The organism is Kribbella sp. NPDC004138, from assembly GCF_053603655.1.
Window position 1 is genome coordinate 197,338 of sequence record NZ_JBSGFZ010000007.1, and the last position, 20,538, is coordinate 217,875.

At 70.2% G+C, this 20,538-nt stretch carries 21 protein-coding genes; 17 read left to right on the plus strand and 4 right to left on the minus strand.

What is annotated here, in order from left to right; all coding sequences use genetic code 11:
• Positions 1 to 8: 8 nt before the first annotated feature.
• Positions 9 to 230, plus strand: coding sequence for a 50S ribosomal protein L28 (rpmB, locus tag ACWEOO_RS12155; RefSeq protein WP_131463921.1), 222 nt, complete (start codon positions 9 to 11; stop codon positions 228 to 230).
• A gap of 60 nt (positions 231 to 290) precedes the next feature.
• On the opposite strand, the gene ACWEOO_RS12160 is transcribed toward rpmB, so the two are convergent.
• Positions 291 to 1,295 carry an SAM-dependent methyltransferase gene (locus tag ACWEOO_RS12160; RefSeq protein WP_452142976.1) on the minus strand — a complete coding sequence of 335 codons (1,005 nt, stop codon included), beginning with the start codon at positions 1,293 to 1,295 and terminating at the stop codon, positions 291 to 293.
• Between the two features lie 30 nt (positions 1,296 to 1,325).
• Here ACWEOO_RS12160 and ACWEOO_RS12165 point away from each other — a divergent pair, with 30 nt between their 5' ends.
• From ACWEOO_RS12165 to ACWEOO_RS12210, 10 genes are all read left to right on the plus strand, one after another.
• On the plus strand, positions 1,326 to 2,939 hold the full coding sequence (locus tag ACWEOO_RS12165) for a DAK2 domain-containing protein (RefSeq protein ID WP_452142977.1): 1,614 nt from the start codon (positions 1,326 to 1,328) through the stop codon (positions 2,937 to 2,939).
• An 11-nt stretch (positions 2,940 to 2,950) separates the two neighbouring features.
• The gene (gene recG, locus ACWEOO_RS12170) at positions 2,951 to 5,188 is read left to right on the plus strand and encodes an ATP-dependent DNA helicase RecG (RefSeq protein WP_452142978.1); all 2,238 of its coding nucleotides are present in this window, start codon (positions 2,951 to 2,953) and stop codon (positions 5,186 to 5,188) included.
• Complete coding sequence (rsmD, locus tag ACWEOO_RS12175; RefSeq protein WP_452142979.1) at positions 5,185 to 5,745, plus strand: 16S rRNA (guanine(966)-N(2))-methyltransferase RsmD; 561 nt, start codon at positions 5,185 to 5,187, stop codon at positions 5,743 to 5,745. The genes recG and rsmD overlap by 4 nt, the downstream gene beginning before the upstream one ends.
• Positions 5,738 to 6,208, plus strand: a complete 471-nt coding sequence (gene coaD / locus ACWEOO_RS12180; protein ID WP_363714794.1) for a pantetheine-phosphate adenylyltransferase — start codon at positions 5,738 to 5,740, stop codon at positions 6,206 to 6,208. The genes rsmD and coaD overlap by 8 nt, the downstream gene beginning before the upstream one ends.
• Before the next feature lie 128 nt (positions 6,209 to 6,336).
• Positions 6,337 to 6,852, plus strand: coding sequence for a YceD family protein (locus ACWEOO_RS12185; protein ID WP_452142980.1), 516 nt, complete (start codon positions 6,337 to 6,339; stop codon positions 6,850 to 6,852).
• An 86-nt stretch (positions 6,853 to 6,938) separates the two neighbouring features.
• Positions 6,939 to 7,130, plus strand: coding sequence for a 50S ribosomal protein L32 (gene rpmF / locus ACWEOO_RS12190; RefSeq protein WP_130387616.1), 192 nt, complete (start codon positions 6,939 to 6,941; stop codon positions 7,128 to 7,130).
• Positions 7,131 to 7,144: 14 nt separating this feature from the next.
• Positions 7,145 to 7,873 carry a ribonuclease III gene (gene rnc / locus ACWEOO_RS12195; RefSeq protein ID WP_452142981.1) on the plus strand — a complete coding sequence of 243 codons (729 nt, stop codon included), beginning with the start codon at positions 7,145 to 7,147 and terminating at the stop codon, positions 7,871 to 7,873.
• 1 nt (position 7,874) lies between these two features.
• Positions 7,875 to 8,729 (plus strand): bifunctional DNA-formamidopyrimidine glycosylase/DNA-(apurinic or apyrimidinic site) lyase, encoded by an 855-nt coding sequence (gene mutM / locus ACWEOO_RS12200; RefSeq protein ID WP_452142982.1) that lies wholly within the window; start codon positions 7,875 to 7,877, stop codon positions 8,727 to 8,729.
• Between the two features lie 625 nt (positions 8,730 to 9,354).
• A complete protein-coding gene (smc, locus tag ACWEOO_RS12205; protein ID WP_452142983.1) occupies positions 9,355 to 12,903 on the plus strand; it encodes a chromosome segregation protein SMC in 3,549 nt (1,182 codons plus the stop codon).
• A 423-nt stretch (positions 12,904 to 13,326) separates the two neighbouring features.
• A complete protein-coding gene (locus tag ACWEOO_RS12210) occupies positions 13,327 to 13,713 on the plus strand; it encodes a VapC toxin family PIN domain ribonuclease (protein ID WP_452142984.1) in 387 nt (128 codons plus the stop codon).
• 5 nt (positions 13,714 to 13,718) lie between these two features.
• Here ACWEOO_RS12210 and ACWEOO_RS12215 read toward each other — a convergent pair whose 3' ends face one another.
• Complete coding sequence (locus ACWEOO_RS12215; protein WP_452142985.1) at positions 13,719 to 14,054, minus strand: nuclear transport factor 2 family protein; 336 nt, start codon at positions 14,052 to 14,054, stop codon at positions 13,719 to 13,721.
• 87 nt (positions 14,055 to 14,141) lie between these two features.
• Here ACWEOO_RS12215 and ACWEOO_RS12220 point away from each other — a divergent pair, with 87 nt between their 5' ends.
• From ACWEOO_RS12220 to ACWEOO_RS12240, 5 genes are all read left to right on the plus strand, one after another.
• The gene (locus ACWEOO_RS12220; RefSeq protein WP_452142986.1) at positions 14,142 to 14,657 is read left to right on the plus strand and encodes a COG4315 family predicted lipoprotein; all 516 of its coding nucleotides are present in this window, start codon (positions 14,142 to 14,144) and stop codon (positions 14,655 to 14,657) included.
• 55 nt (positions 14,658 to 14,712) lie between these two features.
• Positions 14,713 to 15,246: a sigma-70 family RNA polymerase sigma factor gene (locus ACWEOO_RS12225; protein WP_452142987.1), complete on the plus strand. Its 534-nt coding sequence runs from the start codon at positions 14,713 to 14,715 to the stop codon at positions 15,244 to 15,246.
• Positions 15,239 to 15,916, plus strand: coding sequence for an anti-sigma factor family protein (locus ACWEOO_RS12230; RefSeq protein WP_452142988.1), 678 nt, complete (start codon positions 15,239 to 15,241; stop codon positions 15,914 to 15,916). Before ACWEOO_RS12225 ends, ACWEOO_RS12230 begins: the two co-directional genes overlap by 8 nt.
• A 30-nt stretch (positions 15,917 to 15,946) precedes the next feature.
• On the plus strand, positions 15,947 to 17,038 hold the full coding sequence (locus ACWEOO_RS12235) for a threonine aldolase family protein (protein ID WP_452142989.1): 1,092 nt from the start codon (positions 15,947 to 15,949) through the stop codon (positions 17,036 to 17,038).
• Between the two features lie 148 nt (positions 17,039 to 17,186).
• Positions 17,187 to 17,747, plus strand: coding sequence for a dihydrofolate reductase family protein (locus ACWEOO_RS12240; protein ID WP_452142990.1), 561 nt, complete (start codon positions 17,187 to 17,189; stop codon positions 17,745 to 17,747).
• Between the two features lie 5 nt (positions 17,748 to 17,752).
• On the opposite strand, the gene ACWEOO_RS12245 is transcribed toward ACWEOO_RS12240, so the two are convergent.
• A complete protein-coding gene (locus tag ACWEOO_RS12245; RefSeq protein WP_452142991.1) occupies positions 17,753 to 18,658 on the minus strand; it encodes a M56 family metallopeptidase in 906 nt (301 codons plus the stop codon).
• On the minus strand, positions 18,655 to 19,047 hold the full coding sequence (locus ACWEOO_RS12250; RefSeq protein ID WP_359930680.1) for a BlaI/MecI/CopY family transcriptional regulator: 393 nt from the start codon (positions 19,045 to 19,047) through the stop codon (positions 18,655 to 18,657). Before ACWEOO_RS12250 ends, ACWEOO_RS12245 begins: the two co-directional genes overlap by 4 nt.
• An 81-nt stretch (positions 19,048 to 19,128) precedes the next feature.
• Here ACWEOO_RS12250 and ACWEOO_RS12255 point away from each other — a divergent pair, with 81 nt between their 5' ends.
• On the plus strand, positions 19,129 to 20,535 hold the full coding sequence (locus ACWEOO_RS12255; RefSeq protein ID WP_452142992.1) for a cytochrome ubiquinol oxidase subunit I: 1,407 nt from the start codon (positions 19,129 to 19,131) through the stop codon (positions 20,533 to 20,535).
• The last annotated feature ends 3 nt before the right edge of the window (positions 20,536 to 20,538 follow it).

A 20,538-nucleotide genomic window follows, 5' to 3' on the forward strand; every position in this document is an offset into this window, starting at 1 on the left:
GGAGAATCATGTCTAAGAAGTGCGATGTCTGCGGCAAGCAGCCGACGTTCGGCAACAGCGTTGCCCGCCTGGGTAAGGGCGCGATGATCCGCCGGGTCAAGGCTCGCACGCCGCGGCGGTTCAACCCCAACATTCAGCCGGTCAAGGCGCTCATCAAGGGCACCCCGACCCGGATGAAGGTTTGCACGTCCTGCATCAAGGCCGGCAAGGTCCAGCGCGTCGTCGGCTGATCTCAGCTTTCACTCCGTGTAGGGCCTTTCGGACAGGCGCCCGGGCAACAGCCCGGGCGCCTATTCGCGTTTGGCCGCCACCACAGTGATCTCGTTGCGGTTGTGGTGGAGCTGGCGGGCGTCGCGTACGTCGTACTGCTCGCGGAGCACGTCGAGGCCGCGGCGGGCGCCGTCGAGCGGGTTCCGGCCGCCGCCCTTCAGCGTGACGATCGCCAGACCGTTGCGGCGCAGGTGCCCGGCCGCGTCCAGCATCATCCGGGCGCTCGTCACCTGATCCATCCGCATGTCGTTGACGACCACGTCGAAACGCACCCGGTTCGCGGCGAAGAACCGGCCCGCCGTCGTCGCCTCGTGGTGGATCCGGCGGTCGCCGCGCAGCCGCGGATCGAGCGCCCCCGGGTCGACCGACCACACCTCCTGCCCGTGCTGCCGCAGGATCCGCGTCCAGCCGCCCGGTGCGGCGCCGAGGTCGACGGCCTTCCCGTGCGCGGGCAGCTCCAGCCCGAAGGTCGCGATCGCTTCCTCCAGCTTGAACTCCGACCGCGACACCCGCTCGTCGCCACGGGCCAGCCGCATCCGCCCACCCGGCCAGTCCGACAGGCTGTCCGCGCGCCGGTTCAGCCCGAGCAGGATCGCCTTCCGGCCGACGAAGCACGAGACGACGTACTCCTGCCCGGAGCGCGTGACGGCCACGCCGCGGCCGGTCAGGGCCTCCTCGATGCGGTGGTAGTACGACCCGCCGGTCCCGGCGTCGTCGGTCCAGGCCTGGACGGCGAGCGCCTCGGGGTACTGCGGAAGCTCACCCAGGATCACCTCGGCGAGCTCGTACGACGGCGGCAGCTCCTCGAAGCTCGCGATCTCCTCGGTCAGATGCCGGACGAACATGATCCGCCCCGCGTCGCAGGCCGCGGCCAGGTCGCGCACCGACGGCCCGTCGACCCGCCCGAGCTCCGCGCCGACCCGCTGGATCCGCACGTCGCGCCCGAACTCGCCCCGGATCTCGCGCACGGCCAACTCGTAACTGTCGGCCGCCGCCGAGAACAACACACTCCTGCCACCGCTCACCCGGGAACCCTACGCGTTAGCCTTCCGGGCGTGGAGGAACTGACCGTTGAGGTGCTGCGAGCCTGGGCCCGGACCGCGCTGGCCGATCTGGCGACGGCGCGGACCGGGATCGACGAGCTGAACGTGTACCCGGTGCCGGACGGCGACACCGGCACCAACCTCTACCTGACCTGGGAAGCCGCCTGCGACGCGCTGCCCAAGGGTGAGCTCAGCTTCACCGAGGCGATCCAGGCCTTCGGCCGCGGCGCGCTCCTCGGCGCCCGCGGCAACTCCGGCGTGATCACCTCCCAGCTGATCCGCGCCTGCGGCCTCCGCCTCGACGAGAACCTGCCGCATGACCGCGAGAGCGGCGTCCTGGCCGACCCCCGGATGAGCGAGGCCGCCGCGTTCGCCGACGCGCTCACGTACGCCGCCGACGCCGCGTACGGGGCCGTCGCGCAGCCCGTCGAAGGAACCATGCTCACCGTCGCCCGCGCCGCCGCCACCGGCGCGATGACCGCCGCCAACGACGGCAAGACCCTCGCCGACGTCTGCCTCGCCGCGGTCGCCTCCGCCCGCCAGGCGCTGAGCAGGACGACCGAGCAGCTCGACGTACTGCGGCGCGCGGGCGTCGTCGACGCCGGGGGAGCAGGTCTGGTGGTGATCCTGGGCGCGATGGAATCGGTGCTCACCGGCCGGCACGTGCGGGTCGACGTCCCCGCCCGGGTCGAGCCGCAGGGTGACAGCGCCGAGAGCCAGGACGGGCCGGCGTACGAGGTGATGTACCTGCTCGACGCGTCCGACGACAAGATCGGCGACTTCCGGCAGAGCCTGGCCGCGCTCGGCGACTCGGTCGTCGTGGTCGGCGGCGACGGGCTCTGGAACGTCCACGTGCACACCGACGACGTCGGTGCCGCGATCGAGCACGGCATCGACATCGGCCGCCCGCACCGGATTCGCGTCACCCACTTCGAGGACCAGGCCCACCACCACGAGCCGGCTCCCGGCCGGGCGGTGATCGCGGTCGTCGCCGGCGACGGACTGGCCGGCCTGTTCGCCGAGGCCGGCGCCCGGATCATCCGCGGCGGCCCCGGCCGGCGCTGCTCCACCGGCGAGCTGCTGCAGGCGATCGAGCAGTCGCAGGCGCCCGAGATCGTGATCCTGCCCAACGACCAGGACTCGATCGCGGTCGCCGAAGCCGCCGCCACCGCCGCCCGCCAGGACGGCCTCCGGGTCGCCGTGATCCCGACCCGCGCGCAGGTCCAGGGCCTCGCCGCGATCGCCGTCCACGACCCCGAGCGCAGCTTCGACGACGACGTCGTACACCTGTCGGCCGCCGCCGGGCAGACCCGGCACGGCGCCGTCACGATCGCGGTCAAGGACGCCTGGACGATGGCCGGCCGGTGCCGGATCGGCGACGCGCTCGGCGTCGTCGACGGCGACTTCGCGCTGATCACCGACGACCTCGAGGCGGCCGCGCTCGGCGTCGTCGACCGGCTGCTCGGCGGCGGCGGCGAACTGCTCACCGTCGTCACCGGCCGGGACGCCGACCCGGCACTGGCCGACGCCGTGGAGCGCCACGTCCGCCGGCACCGCAAAGATGTCGACGTCATGGTGTACGACGGAGGACAGGACAGGTATCCGCTCCTGATCGGGGTCGAATGAGTGGTGTTGGAATGAGTGGCGATATGGACCGCAAGCTCCGGGACTTCCTCGGGGCGAAGACGGCGAAGACGTTCGCGGACGTGCTCGAGATCGAGACCGTCGGCGAACTGCTGCGGCATTACCCGAGGCGGTACCTGAAGAAGGGCGAGCTGACCCCGTTCGACGAGCTGGAGGTCGGCGACCAGGCCACCGTCAACGGCCGGGTCAAGAAGGTCACCGCCCGGACGCTGGACACCAAGCTCGAGATCAAGGCCGAGGATGCCTACAAGTTCCGCAAGAAGCGGACGATCACCAAGGTCGTGGTCACCGACGGCCGCAACGACATCGAGCTGGCGTTCTTCAACCAGCCCTGGCTGCTGGAGAAGCTGAAGCCGGGCACCGCCGCCCTGTTCTGGGGCGAGGTGACGATGTTCCGCACCACCATGCAGCTGAAGAACCCGGGCACCGAAGTGCTCGACGAGGAAGACCTCACCGAGGCCGAGATCGAGCGCCGGGCCCGCCCGTTCCGCCCGCTCTATCCGGCCACCGCGAAGTTGCCGACCGCAACGATCGAGCGGTCGGTCAAGATCGTCCTGGACAGCCTCGACGACCGCGTCGAGGACCCGATCCCGGACCTGATCCTGCGCACCGAGAAGCTGATGGGGCTCCGCGAGGCCCTGCGGAAGGTGCATCTGCCGGACGCCGAGAAGGACATCGACGACGCGCAGCGGCGGTTCCGGTTCGAGGAAGCGCTGGTGATGCAGACGATCCTCGCCCAGCGCCGCGCGGTGACCGACGCGTTGAACGCCGTACCGCGGCCGCGCGTGACGGGCCGCTTGCTGGACGAGTTCGACCAGCGGCTGCCGTTCGCGCTGACCGAGGGTCAGGCCGAGGTGGGGGAGGAGATCTTCGCCGACCTCGCCCGGCCGCATCCGATGCACCGCCTGCTGCAGGGCGAGGTCGGCTCCGGCAAGACCGTCGTCGCGCTGCGGGCCATGCTGTCCGTGGTCGACAACGGCGGCCAGGCCGTCCTGCTCGCGCCGACCGAGGTGCTCGCCGTCCAGCACCACAAAACGCTCACCAAGATGCTCGGCGACCTGGCCGAGCAGGGCATGCTCGGCGGTGCGGAGAACGCCACCAAGGTCGGCCTCCTGACCGGCTCGCTGAACGCCGCGGGCCGCCGTACGGCGATGCTCGACGCGGCCGGCGGCGCGGCCGGGATCGTCGTCGGCACGCACGCGCTGCTGGAGGACAAGGTCCAGTTCGCCGACCTCGGGCTCGTCGTGGTCGACGAGCAGCACCGGTTCGGTGTCGAGCAGCGGGCCGCGCTGAGTGCGAAGTCCGGCGACAACACCCCGCACGTGCTGGTGATGACCGCGACGCCGATCCCGCGGACGGTCGCGATGACCGTGTTCGGCGACCTCGCGGTCTCCACCCTCACCCAGCTCCCGGCCGGCCGGTCTCCGATCCAGTCGTCCGTGGTCCCGGCCAAGGAGCGGCCCGACTGGCTGCAGCGGGCCTGGGCGCGGGTCCGCGAGGAGGTCGCGAAGGGCCACCAGGCGTACGTCGTGTGCCCGCGGATCGGGGACGACGTGAAGAACGCGACCGACGAGGAAGGCGAGCTGGTCGCCGACGACGAAGAAGGCAAGAAGCAGGCCCGGCCGCCGATCTCGGTACTGCAAGTGTCCGAGGCGCTCGCCGAGATCCTGCACGACCTGCGCGTCGAGATCCTGCACGGGCGGCTCCCGGCCGAGGAGAAGGACGCCGTCATGTCCCGGTTCGCGGCCGGTGAGATCGACGTCCTGATCGCGACCACGGTGATCGAGGTCGGGGTCGACGTACCGAACGCCTCGACGATGGTGATCATGGACGCCGACCGGTTCGGCATCTCGCAGCTGCACCAGCTGCGCGGCCGGGTCGGCCGCGGCAAGGTGCCCGGGCTGTGCCTGCTGGTCACCGACCTGTGGGCAGGCTCCACGTCGTACGGGCGGCTGGACGCGGTCGCGTCGACGACCGACGGGTTCGAGCTGTCGAGAATCGACCTGGAGACCCGCCGCGAGGGCGACGTCCTCGGGGTCGCGCAGTCCGGCCGCCGGTCGAGCCTGAAGCTGCTCAGCGTGCTCCGCGACGAGGACATCATCCTCGCGGCCCGGCACGTCGCGAACTCCATCGTCTCGGTCGACGCCGAGCTGGCCGAGTACCCGGCGCTACGGTCCGTCGTCCGCAGCGCGCTCGAGTCCGAGACCACCGAGTATCTGGAGAAAACTTGACGCGCATCGTCGGCGGAGCGGCGGGTGGGCGGCGGATCGGCGTACCGCCCGGGAGCGGGACGCGGCCGACCGCGGACCGGGTCCGGGAGGCGCTGTTCTCGTCGCTGGAGTCGGAGTTCGGCAGCTTCCACGGGCTCGCCGTGCTCGACCTGTACGCCGGATCGGGCGCGATCGGGCTGGAGGCGCTGTCCCGAGGGGCCGCGAAGGCCGTGCTGGTCGAGTCGGACCGGCGGGCCGCCGACGTGATCGCCGCCAACATCAAAGTGGTCGGCCTGCCCGGCGCCATGCTGCTGACCCGGCCCGTGGAGAAGGTGACGGCCGGTGAGCCGCCGGCGGTGTTCGACCTGGTGTTCGCGGACCCGCCGTACAAGCTCGAGACCGTGGAGCTGCAGGACGTCCTGACCGACCTGGCCGCGAACGGCTGGCTCGCCGGCGACGCGGTCGTGGTCGTCGAGCGCGGGAAACGCGAGCCGTGGGACTGGCCGGAGGGATTCGCCGCGCTGCGCGACCGCAAGTACGGCGAGGCCCGGCTTTGGTACGGTCACCGCCATGAGTAAGGCGGTCTTTCCAGGGACCTTCGACCCGCCCACGGTCGGGCACCTCGACATTGTCACCCGGGCGGCGGCCGCCTTCGACGAGCTGATCGTCGCGACCGGCGTGAACCAGTCGAAGAACCGGTTGTTCGGCCCGCAGGAGCGGATCGAGATGCTCACCGAACTCGTCGCCCCGTTCCCGAACGTCCGCGTCGGCGGTTTCGAGGGGCTCCTGGTCGACTACTGCCGCGCCGAGGGCGCCGGCGTGATCGTGAAGGGCCTGCGCTCGGCCGCCGACTACGACTACGAGCTGCAGATGGCGCAGCTGAACCGGCGGATGACCGGGGTCGACACGTTCTTCCTGCCGACCGCGCCGGAGAACGCTTTCATCTCCTCGAGCTGGGTGAAGGAGATCGCCCGCCTCGGCGGCGACGTCAGCACGTTCGTGACACCGGCCGTTCACGCTCGGTTACTGGACACGCTCTAGCATCCCCCGGATTGGGCGCGAAGCCGCGGAGTTGGTAGTCTTGACAACCGGTCTCGACGAGACCGAGTTCATGCCTGCCCACGCCTGAAAGGTTTGCTCTGAGCGTCTTGGACCCGCGGTCCCCTCTCGTGATCGACACGCACGAGCTGACACGCCGCGCCGGGTCCCAACGCGAAGTCACCTTCACGGCGCCGGCGCCGGCCGATCTCGGAATCGACGTGATCGGCGTCCCCGAAGGCGATCCGATCCAGTTCGATCTACGGCTGGAATCGGTGGTCGAAGGGGTGCTCGTCACCGGAACGGCCCGCGGCCGCCTGGTCGGGGAGTGCGCGCGGTGCCTGGTCGATATCGAGGACGAGTTCCTCGCTGACGTCCAGGAGCTGTACGTCTATCCGGAGAGCGACGCCGAGCCGGACGAGGCCAGCCGGTTGGAGGGCGATCTGATCGACCTCGAGCCGGTGCTGAGGGACCAGGTGGTGCTCGCACTGCCGTTCCAGCCGTTGTGTACGGACGACTGTCCGGGTCTGTGCCCCGACTGCGGGGTTCGCCTGGCGGACGAGCCCGGCCACAAACACGAGGAACGGAGCGACCCGCGCTGGGCCGCCCTCGGCGGACTGCTCGACGACAAAGAGCAGGACAACTGAAGACAGCTCCACCAGCAGTACCGAAAACGTCAGACTGAGCCGGCCGGGTCCACCAAGGCCTCCGGCCGAACCGAGGAGTCATAACCGTGGCCGTTCCGAAGCGGAAGATGTCGCGCAGCAACACTCGCAGCCGCCGGGCCCAGTGGAAGACCACTGCCCCGTCGCTGGTCACCTGCGTGAACCCCGCCTGCCGCGCGAAGCACCTGCAGCACACCGTTTGCCCGAACTGCGGCCAGTACGGCGCCAAGGGCGAGCGTCGCCAGGTCGTCGAGAGCTAAACGGCACCAACCCAGTGAACTCTGCCAACGAAACGGGGCTCTACGCCGAGCTGAACCAGCGGCTCGGCGTATCGCTGGCTGACGAACTACTGGAGCACGCCTTCACCCACCGCTCGTACGCGTACGAGAACGGTGGGCTGCCGACGAACGAGCGGCTGGAGTTCCTCGGGGACTCCGTGCTCGGCGTCATCGTCACGGAGTCGCTGTTCCGGAACCACCCGGACCTGAGCGAAGGCCGCCTGGCCAAGCTCAGGGCCGCGGTGGTCAACATGCGTGCGCTCGCGGGTGTCGCCCGCGAGCTCAAGCTGGGCAAGTACCTGCGGCTCGGCCGCGGGGAAGAGGCCACCGGCGGCCGGGACAAGTCGTCGATCCTCGCCGACTGCGTCGAGGCGCTGATCGGCGCCGTCTACCTGGACCGCGGCTTCGAGGTCGCGGGCGGGGTGGTGCACCGGCTGTTCGACGACCTGATGGAGTCGTCGGCCCGGCTCGGCGCCGGCCTGGACTGGAAGACCTCGCTGCAGGAGCTGGTCGCCCAGCTCGGCGTCGGCGTGCCGGAGTACGTGATCTCGGAGTCCGGACCGGACCACGCGAAGACGTTCGAGGCCCGGGTCCGGATCGGCTCCGACACGTACGGTCACGGCATCGGCCGAAGCAAGAAGGAAGCCGAGCAGCAGGCCGCCGAGACTGCCTGGAAGGCTCTGCGCGCCGCGCATCCCGACAGCGTGGATCCGTCACAGCCCTGAGGTGCCCGAGCTCCCGGAAGTAGAAGTCGTACGGCGGGGTCTGGCCGAGTTCACCACCGGCCGGACCATCGAGTCCGTCGAGGTGCTGCACCCGCGCCCGGTACGGCGGCACGCCGCCGGGCCGGAGCATTTCGTGTCCCGGCTCAAGGGCCAGGTGTTCGCCGAGCCCGCTCGCCGCGGCAAGTACCTGTGGCTGCCGTTGACGTCCGGTGATGCGGTACTCACCCATCTCGGAATGAGCGGGCAGTTCCGGGTCCAGCCGGTCGGCGCGCCCGACGAACCCCATCTGCGGGTCCGGTTCCGGTTCGCCGACGGCGGCGGAGAGGTCCGTTTTGTGGACCAGCGGATGTTCGGTGGTCTGTCCTACTCCGAGGGCGGCGCCGAGCTGCCCGCCGAGATCGCCCATATCGCCCGCGACCCGTTCGATCCTCTGTTCGATCCGGACGCGGCGGCCGCCAAGATCCGCCGGCGGCGTACCGGGCTGAAGCGAGCGCTGCTCGACCAGACCGCGGTCAGCGGGATCGGCAACATCTACGCCGACGAGGCGTTGTGGCGCGCCAAGCTGCACTACGCGCGGGCCACCGAAACGCTCAAACCCTCGCAGGCAAAGGGGATTCTCGACCAGGCGCAGGCGGTGATGGCCGAGGCACTGACCGTTGGTGGCACCAGCTTCGACGCGCTGTACGTCAACGTGAATGGGGAGTCCGGATACTTCGAGCGCGGCCTCAACGTTTACGGGCAGGAGGGATCGCCGTGCCCGCGGGACGGCCGGCCGATCCGTCGCGAACCGTTCATGAACCGTTCGTCGTACCGGTGCCCGAAATGTCAGCCCGTCCCGCGCCATGTTCGCTGGTGAGCGAGGTATCGTTAATAAACGTGGCCCAGGTTGACCGGTCGGCGTCGGCGGTGTCACCCTGAAAGACGGCACAACTTTTCAGCGCTCCGTCTTGGACCTCGACCTGGAGCGCATCGGCCAGAACCCTTCCGGAGGACAGCACAATGGCCAAGGCTCTTCTAGGGCATCTTGGAGGCACTGACCCGCGCATGCTCGAGCAGGTTCGTCTGCTCAACCGGCGTGTCGCAGATCTGGAGGCGCACGTCATGCGTCTGCAGGCAGAGAACGACCACCTGGTGGCCCAGATCCACGAGGGTCGGCTGCTCACCGTCGACGAGGCGCTGCGCACTCCCGCCTCGGTCTGACGCGGCAGAGGTACATTCTTTACCGTCACTACACTCTGTACGGCGGTGGCCCCCGTCCGGGCCTCCGCCGGTTGTGTGTTCACCGAATGTTGTGCTCCCAGATCTTCCGCCGGCCGTCTCCCACCGGCCTGGCCTCCGCCGGATTCCGCAGATCTCTTTGTAGACTGCGAAGCGGAACAACTTCCCCCGGGTAGCGGCAGCGTGACGAACAGCTACGGCGGTTCCTTCGGTACCGTCTGTCCTTTCACGGGTTGGAGACCTTCGCCTTGTACCTGAAGAGCATGACGCTCCGGGGCTTCAAGTCGTTCGCGTCCGCGACGACGATGAACTTCGAACCAGGCATCACCTGCATCGTCGGACCGAACGGTTCCGGAAAGTCCAACGTCGTCGACGCACTGGCCTGGGTGATGGGGGAGCAGGGCGCCAAGTCGCTGCGCGGCGGCAAGATGGAGGACGTCATCTTCGCCGGCACCTCCGGCCGCGCCCCGCTCGGCCGCGCCGAGGTGGTGCTCACCATCGACAACACCGACGGCGCGCTGCCGATCGAGTACGCCGAGGTGACGATCAGCCGGACGATGTTCCGCAACGGCGGGTCCGACTACCAGATCAACGGCCAGAACTGCCGCCTGCTCGACGTCCAGGAGTTGCTCAGCGACTCCGGTATCGGCCGCGAGATGCACGTCATCGTCGGCCAGGGCCAGCTGGACTCGATCCTGCGCGCCACGCCGGAAGGCCGCCGCGGGTTCGTCGAGGAGGCCGCCGGTGTCCTGAAGCACCGCAAGCGCAAGGAAAAGGCGATCCGGAAGCTGGAGGCCACCGAGGGCAACCTGCACCGGCTCGGGGACCTGATCACCGAGATCCGCCGGCAGCTCAAGCCGCTCGGGCGCCAGGCGGAGGTGGCGCGCCGCGCGGTGACGATCCAGGCCGAGGTCCGCGACGGCCGCGCCCGGCTGCTCGCCGACGACATCGTCCAGGCCCAGTCCGCACTCGAGGCCGAGCTGCGGGACGAGGCCCGCCTGACGGAGCGCCGTACCGAGACCGAGGCGAAGCTGCGCGAGGCCCGGGAGCTGGAGGCGGAGCTCGAGGACGCGCTCCGCGAGGACGCGCCGGCGCTGCAGGCCGCCCAGGACACCTGGTACCAGCTGTCCGGCTTCAGCGAGAAGATCAAGGGCACGGCGCGGATCGCGGCGGACCGGATCCGCTCGCTGAACGACGAGGCCGAGGACGGGCCGCGCTCGGGACGTGACCCCGAAGAGCTCGAACTGGAAGCCGCCCGGGTCCGTGAGACCGAGGCCCAGATCGAGGCCGAGGTCGAGGCGCACTCCGAGCTGCTCGCCGAGTCCGTCGAGCGTCGCCAGCAACTGGAGGCCCAGGAGGCCGAGGAGGAGCGCCGGATCTCGGCGCTGATCCGGGCCGCCGCCGACCGCCGCGAGGGCCTGGCCCGGCTGACCGGTCAGGTGAACGCGCTGAAGAGCCGCGCGGCCGCCGCCGAGTCCGAGATCGGCCGGCTGGCCACCAACAGGCGTGAGGCCGAGGCCCGGGCCGCGAAGGCCCAGCACGACTTCACCGCGCTGGAGACCCAGGTCGCCGGGCTGGACGCCGGCGAGAAGGGCCTCGACGACCAGTTCGAGGCCGCCCAGGCCGTTCTCGACGAGATGGACGAGCGGCTGGCCAAGGTGCGGGCCGAGGAGCGCGACGCCGAGCGTGAGCGCACCGGTCTGGCGGCGCGGAAGGAAGCCCTCGAGCTCGGCCTGAACCGCAAGGACGGGGCCGGCGCGCTGCTGGCCGCCTCCGAGCAGGTGAACGGCCTGATGGGATCGGTCGCCGCGCTGCTGAGCGTCCGGTCCGGGTACGAGACCGCGATCGCGGCGGCGCTCGGCGAGGCCGCGGACGCGGTCGCCGTCACCCACACCGACGCGGCGCTGCACGCCGTCGGGCACCTCAAGGAGCACGACCTCGGCCGCGCCGGGCTGCTCCTCGGCGACGCCCCGACCGACGACTACGCGCTGTGGCCGGCGCTGCCGTACGGCGCGTCGTACGCCGTGGACGTCGTCGACTGCCCGGAGACGCTGCGGCCCGCGCTGCGGCGGCTGTTGCGCAAGGTCGCGGTCGTCGACGACGTGAGCGCGGCCCGTTCCCTGGTCCGGAATCTGCCCGACGTCACCTGTACGACGCGTGCGGGCGACGTCCTCGGCGCGCACTTCGCGTACGGCGGTTCGGACGCGGCGCCCAGCCTGATCGAGGTGCAGTCCGCGGTCGACGAGGCAGCCGAGAAGCTGACCGAGGCGACGGCGCGCAGCGAGCGGCTGGGGTTCGAGCTGCAGGCCCTGGAAGACGAGCGGGCCCGGCAGAAGGAGTCCGTCGAGATCACGCTGGCCCGGCTGCACGAGTCGGACGCGGCGATGGCCGCGGTGGCCGAGCAGCTGGCGCACTTCGGGTCGCTGGCCAAGGCGTCCCGCGGCGAGGCACAGCGGATGGCCGAGGCGATCGCCGCGGCTGAGGAGGAGCGCGACAAGAACCTGTCCGGCCTGGCCGAGCTCGAAGAGCGGCTGATGGACGCCGAGGCGTTCGACGAGGAGGGCGACGAGCCCGACACGTCGCAGCGCGACCGGCTGGCCGAAGAGGCCAAGGCGGGGCGCGCGGCCGAGATGGAGGCGCGGCTGGCGCTGCGGACCACCGAGGAGCGGGCCCGGGCGCTGTCCGGGCGTGCGGACTCGCTGGAGCGCGCGGCCCGGCAGGAGCGGGAGGCACGCGCCCGGGCGATCGCCCGCGCGGCGCGGCGGGCCCGGCAGGCGGAGGCGGCGCAGGCCGTACACCTGGCGGCCGGTCACGTGCTGGCGCGGCTGGAGCAGTCACTGCAGCTGGCCGCGTCCGAGCGGGCCACGATCCAGGCGCAGCGCTCCGACCGGGAGCAGGCTCTCGCGCAGGCGCGGTCCGCGACCCGGAACCTGAGCTCCGAGCTGGAGCAGCTGACCAACACCGTGCACCGCGACGCGCTCGCGCGGGCCGAGCAGAAGATGCGGCTCGAGGCGCTGTACGAGAAGGCGCTCGGCGAGCTCGGCATCGAGGTGGACGCGCTGGTCGCGGAGTACGGGCCGGACCAGCTGGTGCCGCCGCTGCCCAAGGCCGGCGAAGAGGAGACGCTCGAGCTGGAGGGGGAGCCGTTCGACCGGACCAAGGTCGAGAAGCGGCTCAAGCAGGCCGAGCGGGCACTGAACCAGCTCGGCAAGATCAACCCGCTCGCGCTCGAGGAGTTCGAGGCGATGGAAGAGCGGCACCGGTTCCTCTCCGAGCAGCTCGAGGACCTGAAGAAATCCCGGCGGGACCTGATGGACATCGTCAAGGAGGTCGACGAGCGGGTCGAGCAGGTCTTCACCGAGGCCTACCGGGACGTCGAGGCGGCGTTCGAGCACGTCTTCAGCCGGCTGTTCCCGGGCGGTGAGGGCCGCCTCGTGCTGACCGACCCCGACGACATGCTCGCCACCGGCATCGACGTCGAGGCCCGCCCGCCGGGCAAGAAGGTCAAGCGGCTGTCGCTGCTGTCCGGCGGCGAGCGGTCGCTGGTCGCGGTCGCGTTCCTGGTCGCCCTGTTCAAGGCCCGCCCGTCGCCGTTCTACATCCTCGACGAGGTCGAGGCCGCCCTGGACGACACCAACCTCGGCCGCCTCCTGGAGATCTACGAGGAACTCCGCGAGAACAGCCAGCTCCTGGTCATCACCCACCAGAAGCGCACCATGGAGGTCGCCGACGCCCTGTACGGCGTCACCATGCGCGGCGACGGCGTCTCCGCGGTCATCTCCCAGCGAATCCGCGAACCCGAACCCGTCTAGGCACAACGGACGAGCCCCGCGTGCTACGCGGGCGCTCACTTCGTCGCTGCGCTCCTCAGCGCACCCACTCCGCGCGCTCCCCCCACCCCCCGCTCAGCGCGGTGCATCTGTTTCCGGCTGGCGCCGGCGTGCTGCCGGCTGCCGCCGGCGGTCTGCGAGCTGCCGCTCGCGTGCGACTGCCTCGGCCGGCGCTGTCGAGGCGGGCGAGACCTACCACATCACGCGGAACGGCACCGAGGTCGCGGAGCTGCGGCCGCTGACCCGGCGACGTCAGCCCACGACCGAGGAACTTCTCGCCGAGGCTCGGCTGCTGCCACGGATCGACGCCGCCGCGATGCGGAGAGAGGCTGACGAGTTCTTCGGCTCCGAGGACCGGATCGGCGACGACGATCCGTTCGAGCGCCCGTGAGCGAGCGGCCACCGGTGGGTGTCCTTGACACCTGCACTTACATCGACCTACTGGCTCTGGAGACGAAAGACCTCCCGGAACGCTGGGAGATGACGGCCATCTCGCTGGCCGAGCTTCACCAGGGTGTCGGGATGGCCAAGGATCCGTTCACTCGCGCAACTCGGGCGGAGGTGCTGAGCTCGGCGACCAAGATGTTCGACCCGCTGCCTTTCGACGGCAACGCAGCGACCCGGTACGGGACGTTGGTGGCGCTGACGGTCGCGATCGGACGTGACCCACGACCGCGGTGGATGGACTTGATGATCGCGGCGATCGCATCGAGCCGGAACCTGCCGCTGTACACGCGGAATCCTGCCGACTTCAACGGGTTGGACGACCTGCTGACCGTCCGGGCGGTCTGAGGATCTCAGGCCGTGATCGTCATTGACGCGAGCAGGTCGCCTTGGAGCTGGAAGGTGAAGTGGGACGGGCCGTTGAAGCCGTCGCCGCCTACCTGGGTGAGGATGGTGAGGGGGTTGCCGGGGGTGGTGACCCGGCTGTCGGTGAAGGTGGCGCGTTTGCCGATCAGTTCGTTGTCGCTCCAAGAGCGGATGCGGTCGTGGCCGCGGAACTCGCGGCCCCAGTCGTCGACGTAGCCGTCCTCGGCGAACGCCGCCACGAACGCGTCGTTGTCCAGGGCGTCGATCGCGGCGAGCGCACGCCGGACGGCTGCGGGGATCTCTGCGGGCTTGTCTGGGCTCATGCCGGTGACGATAACCCTCGCGGTTGAACCGGTTGCGGGATCCGCACGTATGGCGGGTGACGGATCGGGCGACCGAGGAGGATTCCGATGAAGCGACTGGGCAGTGTGATCGCTGCGTCCGTGCTCGGACTGGCCGGGCTGACGGCCTGTGGAGGTAACGACTCGGGGTACGGCTCGGGTTCGGGCTCGGCGCCCGCCGCGTCCGCGGCGCCGGCCGCGGCGAAGCTGACCGTCGCGGAGGTCGGCGACTACGGCAAGATCGTTGTCGACGGCAAGGGGCGGACGGTGTACGTGTTCGACAAGGACACCTCCGGTACGTCGAACTGCTCCGGGGACTGCCTCGCGAAGTGGCCGGCGGTCGCGGCCGGTGCGGGGACGCCGCAGCTCGACGGCATCGACGCGTCGCTGGTCAGCACGGTGAACCGCTCCGACGGCACCAAGCAGCTGGCCATCAAGGGCATGCCGCTCTACCTGTTCGCCAGCGACAGCCAGCCCGGTGAGGCCAAAGGGCAAGCTGTCGGCGGTGTCTGGTGGGTGGTCGGCGCGGACGGCCAGAAGGTCACCACCAAGCCGGGCGCTTCCGGCAATGGCTACGGTTACTGATCCGACTGGTGCCGTTGTGGTGTGGGCGCCGACCGATCCCGGTATCGTGCGGTCGGTGGGTGACAACCCAGCGCCGAACGACGCCGAGACGCTGATCCGGACGCTGTACGCCGAGCACGGCCGCAGCCTGCTCGCGTACGCGACCCGCCTCACCGGAGACCGCGCCGCGGCCGAGGACGTCGTGCAGGAGACGCTGCTGCGGGCGTGGAAGCACGCGGACGACCTGACCGGCGGCAGAGGGTCGGTGCGGGGCTGGCTGCTGACTGTCGCGCGCAACCTGGTCACCGACCGGGCCCGGGCGCGTGCGGTGCGGCCGGCCGAGGTGGCGGACGTCCTGGACCGGCCGCCGGTCGAAGGGGACCATTCCGAGTCCGTCGTGAACACCATGGTGGTGATGGACGCGCTGGACACCCTGTCGCCCGAGCACCGCGACGTACTCGTCCAGCTGTACTACCGCGGCCGGTCCGTCGCCGAGGCCGCCAAGGAACTGGGGATTCCGCCGGGTACGGTGAAATCGCGTTCGTACTACGCCCTCCGAGCTCTGCGCGCGGTGATGGCAGGGAAAGCAGCGGAGGTGTCCCATGAGTGAGCACGACCGTACGCAACTGGGCGCCTACGCCCTCGGCGCGCTGGATGCGGCCGAGGCCGAGGCCGTCGACGAGCACCTGGCCACCTGTGCGGAGTGCCGCGCGGAGCTGGCCGAGCTGACCGAGGTGAAGGACTTCCTCGGCGAGGTGCCGCCGGAGGCGTTCCTGGACGGACCGCCCGAGGACGGCGACCTGCTGCTGCAGCGCACGCTGCGGGAGGTCCGGGAGCCTCAGGTGCAGGCATCGCCGAAGCGTCGTTCCCGCTGGTTGCTGATCGCGGCGGCCGCGGTCGTGGTGGCCGGTGCGCTCGGCGGAGGCGTCGTCCTCGGCCGGTCGACCGCACCGGCCGGCGATCAGCCTGTTGCGGGATCCAGGCAGGTCACGACCTCGGACACGAACACCGGCGCGACCATGGCCGCCACGGTGGAGCCCCGCGCGGGCTGGAGCTGGGTGCGGGTGGAGGTGACTGGCCTGCAAGCCGGTGACGAGTGCGAGATGGTCGTCACCGACAAGGACGGCGAGGCCTGGATCGCAGGCAGCTGGCTCGTTTCGGAGAAGGCCGCGAAGAGCGGGAGCACGTTCGGCGGCGGTGTGCTGGTTCCACCGGATCAGGTGCGCTCGGTCGAGATCAGGACGGTGCAAGGAAGACATCTGATCACAGCCACCATCTAACCCGGTTGCGGGACACGAGAGGATGGAGCTGTGGCTACTACCTCCGAGGACCTGCGAGAGCGCCGGAAGAACGCAGCGGACAGCTGTGAGCGCTGGCTGTCGCATCGGCGTGTGCCGGCACCGGACCGGTTGCGGCAGCTCGCTGAGGTCGCCACAGACGACGAGGTCGATGGCTACGGCAACGGCGGTGAGGTCGCCGCGCTGGAGCGAGAGGTTGCGGACCTGCTGGGCAAGCCGGCCGCCGTGTTCATGCCGACCGGAATCATGGCCCAGCAGAGCGTCCTGCGCGTGTACGCCGACCGTGCGGGCACCAGCCGGGTCGCGGTGCACGGACTCGCCCACCTGCTTGTCCATGAACTGAACGCGCTGGAAGAGGTGCACCACCTGCGCATCGAGCGGCTGACGTCGGAGCCACGCCAGCCGCGGCCGGACGAGCTGGCCGCGATTCCGGGCAAGCTGGCCGCGGTCACGCTGGAGCTGCCGCTACGGGACGCCGGGTTCGTGCTGCCGACCTGGGACGAGCTGGTCGTGTTCTCCGAGTCCTGTGCGGAGCGCGGCGTACCGTTGCACCTGGACGGGGCACGGTTGTGGGAGAGCACGCCGTACCTCGAGCACAGCCTCGCTGACATCGCCGCGCTGGCGTCGACGGTGTACGTGTCGTTCTACAAGGTGCTGGGCGGTATCAGCGGGGCAGCGCTCGCCGGCCCCGAGGACGTGATCGCCGAGGTACGGCGGTGGCAGCGCCGGCTGGGCGGCAACCTGTACTCGCTGTTCCCGTACGCCGTCTCCGCGCGCCACGGTCTGCGGACGGTGCTGCCGCTGATGGACGACCTGTACCAGCGTGCCGTCGAGGTCGCAATGGCCTTGCAGAGCGAGGGTTTCCGCGTCTTTCCCGAGCCGCCGCACACGAATTCGTTCCGCGTCTACGCGCCGCGCCCGGCCGGGTCGATCGAGCAGGCGGCCGTCGAGCGGATGGAGCGCACCCGCGAGGCGTTGTGCGGTGCGTGGCAGCCGGCCGACGTCCCCGGGTGGTCGTGGGTCGAGCTGGTGATGACGCCGGCCACACTGGACTGGCAGGTCGGCGAGATCGCCAAGGCGTTCCGGGAACTTCTGGTGCGCTGAGCGCGTCAGGCAAGGTGTTGGTAGTGGGGATTCGGGGAGAGAAGTGCTGACATTCGTCGTCACCATGGTCGTTCTGCTGGTTCTGGCGGGCCTCGTGCTGCTCGCCGTGGCACGCGGTGAGGGGAAACATTTCGGGTAGCCTCCGGTCATGAGGCGGCTGATCTTCCAGGAGTACGTGACGCTCGACGGGTACGCTGCCGGGCCGGACGGCGGGCTGGAGTTCTTCGACGCGATCGGCGCGGCTCCCGACACCGACAACCTCGAGCTGCTCGACAGCGTCGACACGATGCTGCTGGGCGCCGAGACGTACCGGCTGTTCGCGGGGTTCTGGCCGACCGAGGCGTCGGCCGGTGAGCCGATCGCCGAGAAACTCAACGCGCTCCGGCTGGTGGTGGTCTCGACGACCCTGGCGAGTGCGCCGTGGGGCGATTACGAGCCCGGTCTGGTGGTCCGGGACCTGGACGCGGTGCGTGCGCTCAAGGCGGAGCAGACCGGCAAGGACATCATCCTCTGGGGCAGCATCGCGCTGTTCCAGTCGTTGCTTCGGGCCGGGCTCGTCGACGAGGTGCAGCTGCGGATCTGTCCGGTGCTGCTGGGCGCCGGGAAGAGCGCGTTCCCGAGCGGCGGCTCGCCGGTGGCGCTGGAGCTGATCGAGGCGCGTCCGTGGGGCGTGGGCGGCGTGCTCGTGCGGTACCAGCCCGGCAACTGACCCGGCTAGCTGACCGCGTCGACGATCGCCTTCACGATCGGTGCGGCGACGGTGATCGTCGGCACCACCAGCAGCGCGGCTGCGGCGGCGTACGTGATGGCGGACAGCGTGGGCTCGTTGGCCGGCGGTCCGGCGAGTCGTTGCACTCTGAGGACAGTGGCGGACTTGGCTGCGGCCAGGGCCGCCTCCGGAGCTGGTGCACCGGCAAGTGCGACCAGGGCACGCGCCAGCGGGCGGGGGCCGTTGCGGCGGCGTGCGTCGTCGTCGGCGAGCAGCTCCACCAGCGTGCGCGCCTGCTCCAGCGCGACGTCACTACGCACCCAGCGTGGGAAGGCGTGGTGCAGCGCGGTGAATTCCTCCAGCACCAAGTCATGACGCGCTCGCAGATGAGCCTGCTCGTGCGCGAGCACAGCCTTCAGCTCACTGTCGTCGAGTCGATCGAGCGCACCGACCGAGACAACGACTCGGGCGCCCCGTAGCGCCGGCAGGCAGTACGCCAGTGGTGTCTCCTCGGCCAGCACCCGGAGTCCGGGGATCAGGCCGTCAGGCGTTGCCAGTACGTCGACCAGATCGCGGTGCCGCCTGCGTCGGGCCCGCGTACCGACAGCCACGCGGCCGATCGTCCACAGCAGTCGCACGACGACGAGTGCGACCATCGCGAGGATCACCGCGGCCAGCAGGTCCCGTGGCGACGACGGGTCGAACCGCGGCTCACCAGGCCGGCCGGCGATCGAGTAGGACAGCGCGATACCGGAACCGAGCGCAGCCAGTACGGCGGCGAGCGCGATCGCCTGCCACAGGATCACCGCGGCGCGCGGGACCCGGTACGGCCAGTCGGAACGAGCCAGCAGGGCCGGTGCCGGGCCGGTGAGCACCAGCGCCAGGACGGCCAGCAGGACCGCGGCGGTCACCCGGCCGGCTCCTTGCCGTCCAGCTGGGCCAGGGCCTCGCGGAGCAGCGCCGCTTCCTCGTCGGAGACCTGACCGACGAAACGGACCAGAGCCTCCCGGCGGTCGCCCGCACGGTCGAGCGCGTCCCGCATCAGGCCGGCGGCCATCTCCTCGCGGGGTGCGGCGGCGCGGTAGCGCCAAGCCTTGCCGTCGCGCTCGCGCTCGGTCAGCTTCTTCTTCGCCAGCCGGTCCAGGACGGTCATCACGGTCGTGTAGGCGAGCTCACGGGTCCGCGCCAGCTGCTCGTGCACCTCGCGCACGGTCAGTGCCTCCGGCGCCGCCCACAGCCGTTCCATGACCAGCCGTTCCAGGTCGCCCAGCGGCCGCGGTGCTCTCTCCTCACTCGCCACGTGACCAGTATAACTACGCGTCGTAGTAGATCCGCGCTAGCATCTACTACGACACGTCGTAGATGCCCCGGGGAGGGCTTTGTGGACACCCTGGATCTGGCCCGCTGGCAGTTCGCGATCACCACCGTGTACCACTTCTTCTTCGTACCGGTGACGATCTCGCTGGTCGCGATCACCGCCGGACTGCAGACCGCCTGGTACCGGACCGGGAAGGAGAAGTACCTCCGGCTGACGAAGTTCTACGGGAAGCTGTTCCTGATCAACATCGCGATGGGAGTCGTCACCGGGCTCGTGCAGGAGTTCCAGTTCGGGATGAACTGGAGCGACTACTCGCGGTTCGTCGGGGACGTGTTCGGCGCCCCGCTGGCGCTGGAGGGGCTGCTCGCGTTCTTCCTCGAGTCGACGTTCATCGGGTTGTGGATGTTCGGCTGGGACCGGTTGCCGAAGCTCGTGCACCTGGGCTGCATCTGGATGGTGGTGCTCGGCACGCAACTGTCGGCGTACTTCATCCTCGCGGCGAACTCCTGGATGCAGAACCCGGTCGGCTTCCGCGTGAATCCCGAGCGTGGCAGGGCCGAACTCACGGATCTGTGGGCGGTGCTGACGAACAAGGTGGTGCTGGTCACTTACCCGCACACGATCTTCGCCGCCTTCATGGTCGGCGGCGCGTTCGTCGCCGGGGTCGCGTTGTGGCACCTGCTCCGCCGGCCGGACACGGATCGGGCGGTGTTCCGCTCGGCGCTGAAGATCGGCGCGTCGATCGTCCTGGTCGCCAGTGCGGGTGTCGCGATCAGCGGTGACCTGCAGGGCAAGGTGATGACCGAGGTGCAGCCGATGAAGATGGCCGCGGCCGAGGCGCTGTACGAAACCGAGAAGCCGGCGTCGTTCTCGGCGTTCACGATCGGCACGCTGGATGGGTCGAAGGAGATCTTCTCGATCAAGGTGCCGTACCTGCTGTCGTTCCTGGCCACCGGGCACTTCGACGGCGAGGTGAAGGGGATCAACTCGCTGCAGGACGCGTACGAGCAGTTGTACGGGCCGGGGTCGTACAAGCCGAACATCCCGCTGACGTACTGGACCTTCCGGCTGATGATCGGGGTCGGGATGGCGTCGGCCGCGGTCGCGCTGTGGCTGCTGTGGACCACGCGCCGCGGCCGGGCTCCGGCTCCGTGGCTGATCTGGCTCGCGGCCCCGCTGCCACTGCTGCCCCTGGTCGCGAACACCTTCGGCTGGATCTTCACCGAGACCGGACGGCAACCCTGGCTGGTGTTCGGTCTGTTGCCGACGGCATCGGGCGTGTCGCCAGGGACGACCAGCGGCGAGGTGATCACGTCACTGGTCGGGTTCACCGCGCTGTACGGCGTACTCGCGGTGGTCGAGACCAAGCTGCTGCTGCGGACGATCCGGGCCGGCCTGGCCGGGACGGACGCGCCACCGCCGGACACGGAGCCGGAACAGCCCGACAAGCCGCTGTCGTTCGCGTACTGAGGG

What these genes read in the sequence shown, in the direction of transcription:
- ACWEOO_RS12230 (WP_452142988.1), top strand. Translation starts at nt 15,239, where the DNA reads ATGAGTGAGCACGACCGTACGCAACTGGGCGCCTACGCCCTCGGCGCG.
- rpmB (WP_131463921.1), top strand. Translation starts at nt 9, where the DNA reads ATGTCTAAGAAGTGCGATGTCTGCGGCAAGCAGCCGACGTTCGGCAAC.
- smc (WP_452142983.1), top strand. Translation starts at nt 9,355, where the DNA reads ATGACGCTCCGGGGCTTCAAGTCGTTCGCGTCCGCGACGACGATGAAC.
- recG (WP_452142978.1), top strand. Translation starts at nt 2,951, where the DNA reads ATGAGTGGCGATATGGACCGCAAGCTCCGGGACTTCCTCGGGGCGAAG.
- ACWEOO_RS12220 (WP_452142986.1), top strand. Translation starts at nt 14,142, where the DNA reads ATGAAGCGACTGGGCAGTGTGATCGCTGCGTCCGTGCTCGGACTGGCC.
- coaD (WP_363714794.1), top strand. Translation starts at nt 5,738, where the DNA reads ATGAGTAAGGCGGTCTTTCCAGGGACCTTCGACCCGCCCACGGTCGGG.
- ACWEOO_RS12215 (WP_452142985.1), bottom strand. Translation starts at nt 14,054, where the DNA reads ATGAGCCCAGACAAGCCCGCAGAGATCCCCGCAGCCGTCCGGCGTGCG.
- ACWEOO_RS12240 (WP_452142990.1), top strand. Translation starts at nt 17,187, where the DNA reads ATGAGGCGGCTGATCTTCCAGGAGTACGTGACGCTCGACGGGTACGCT.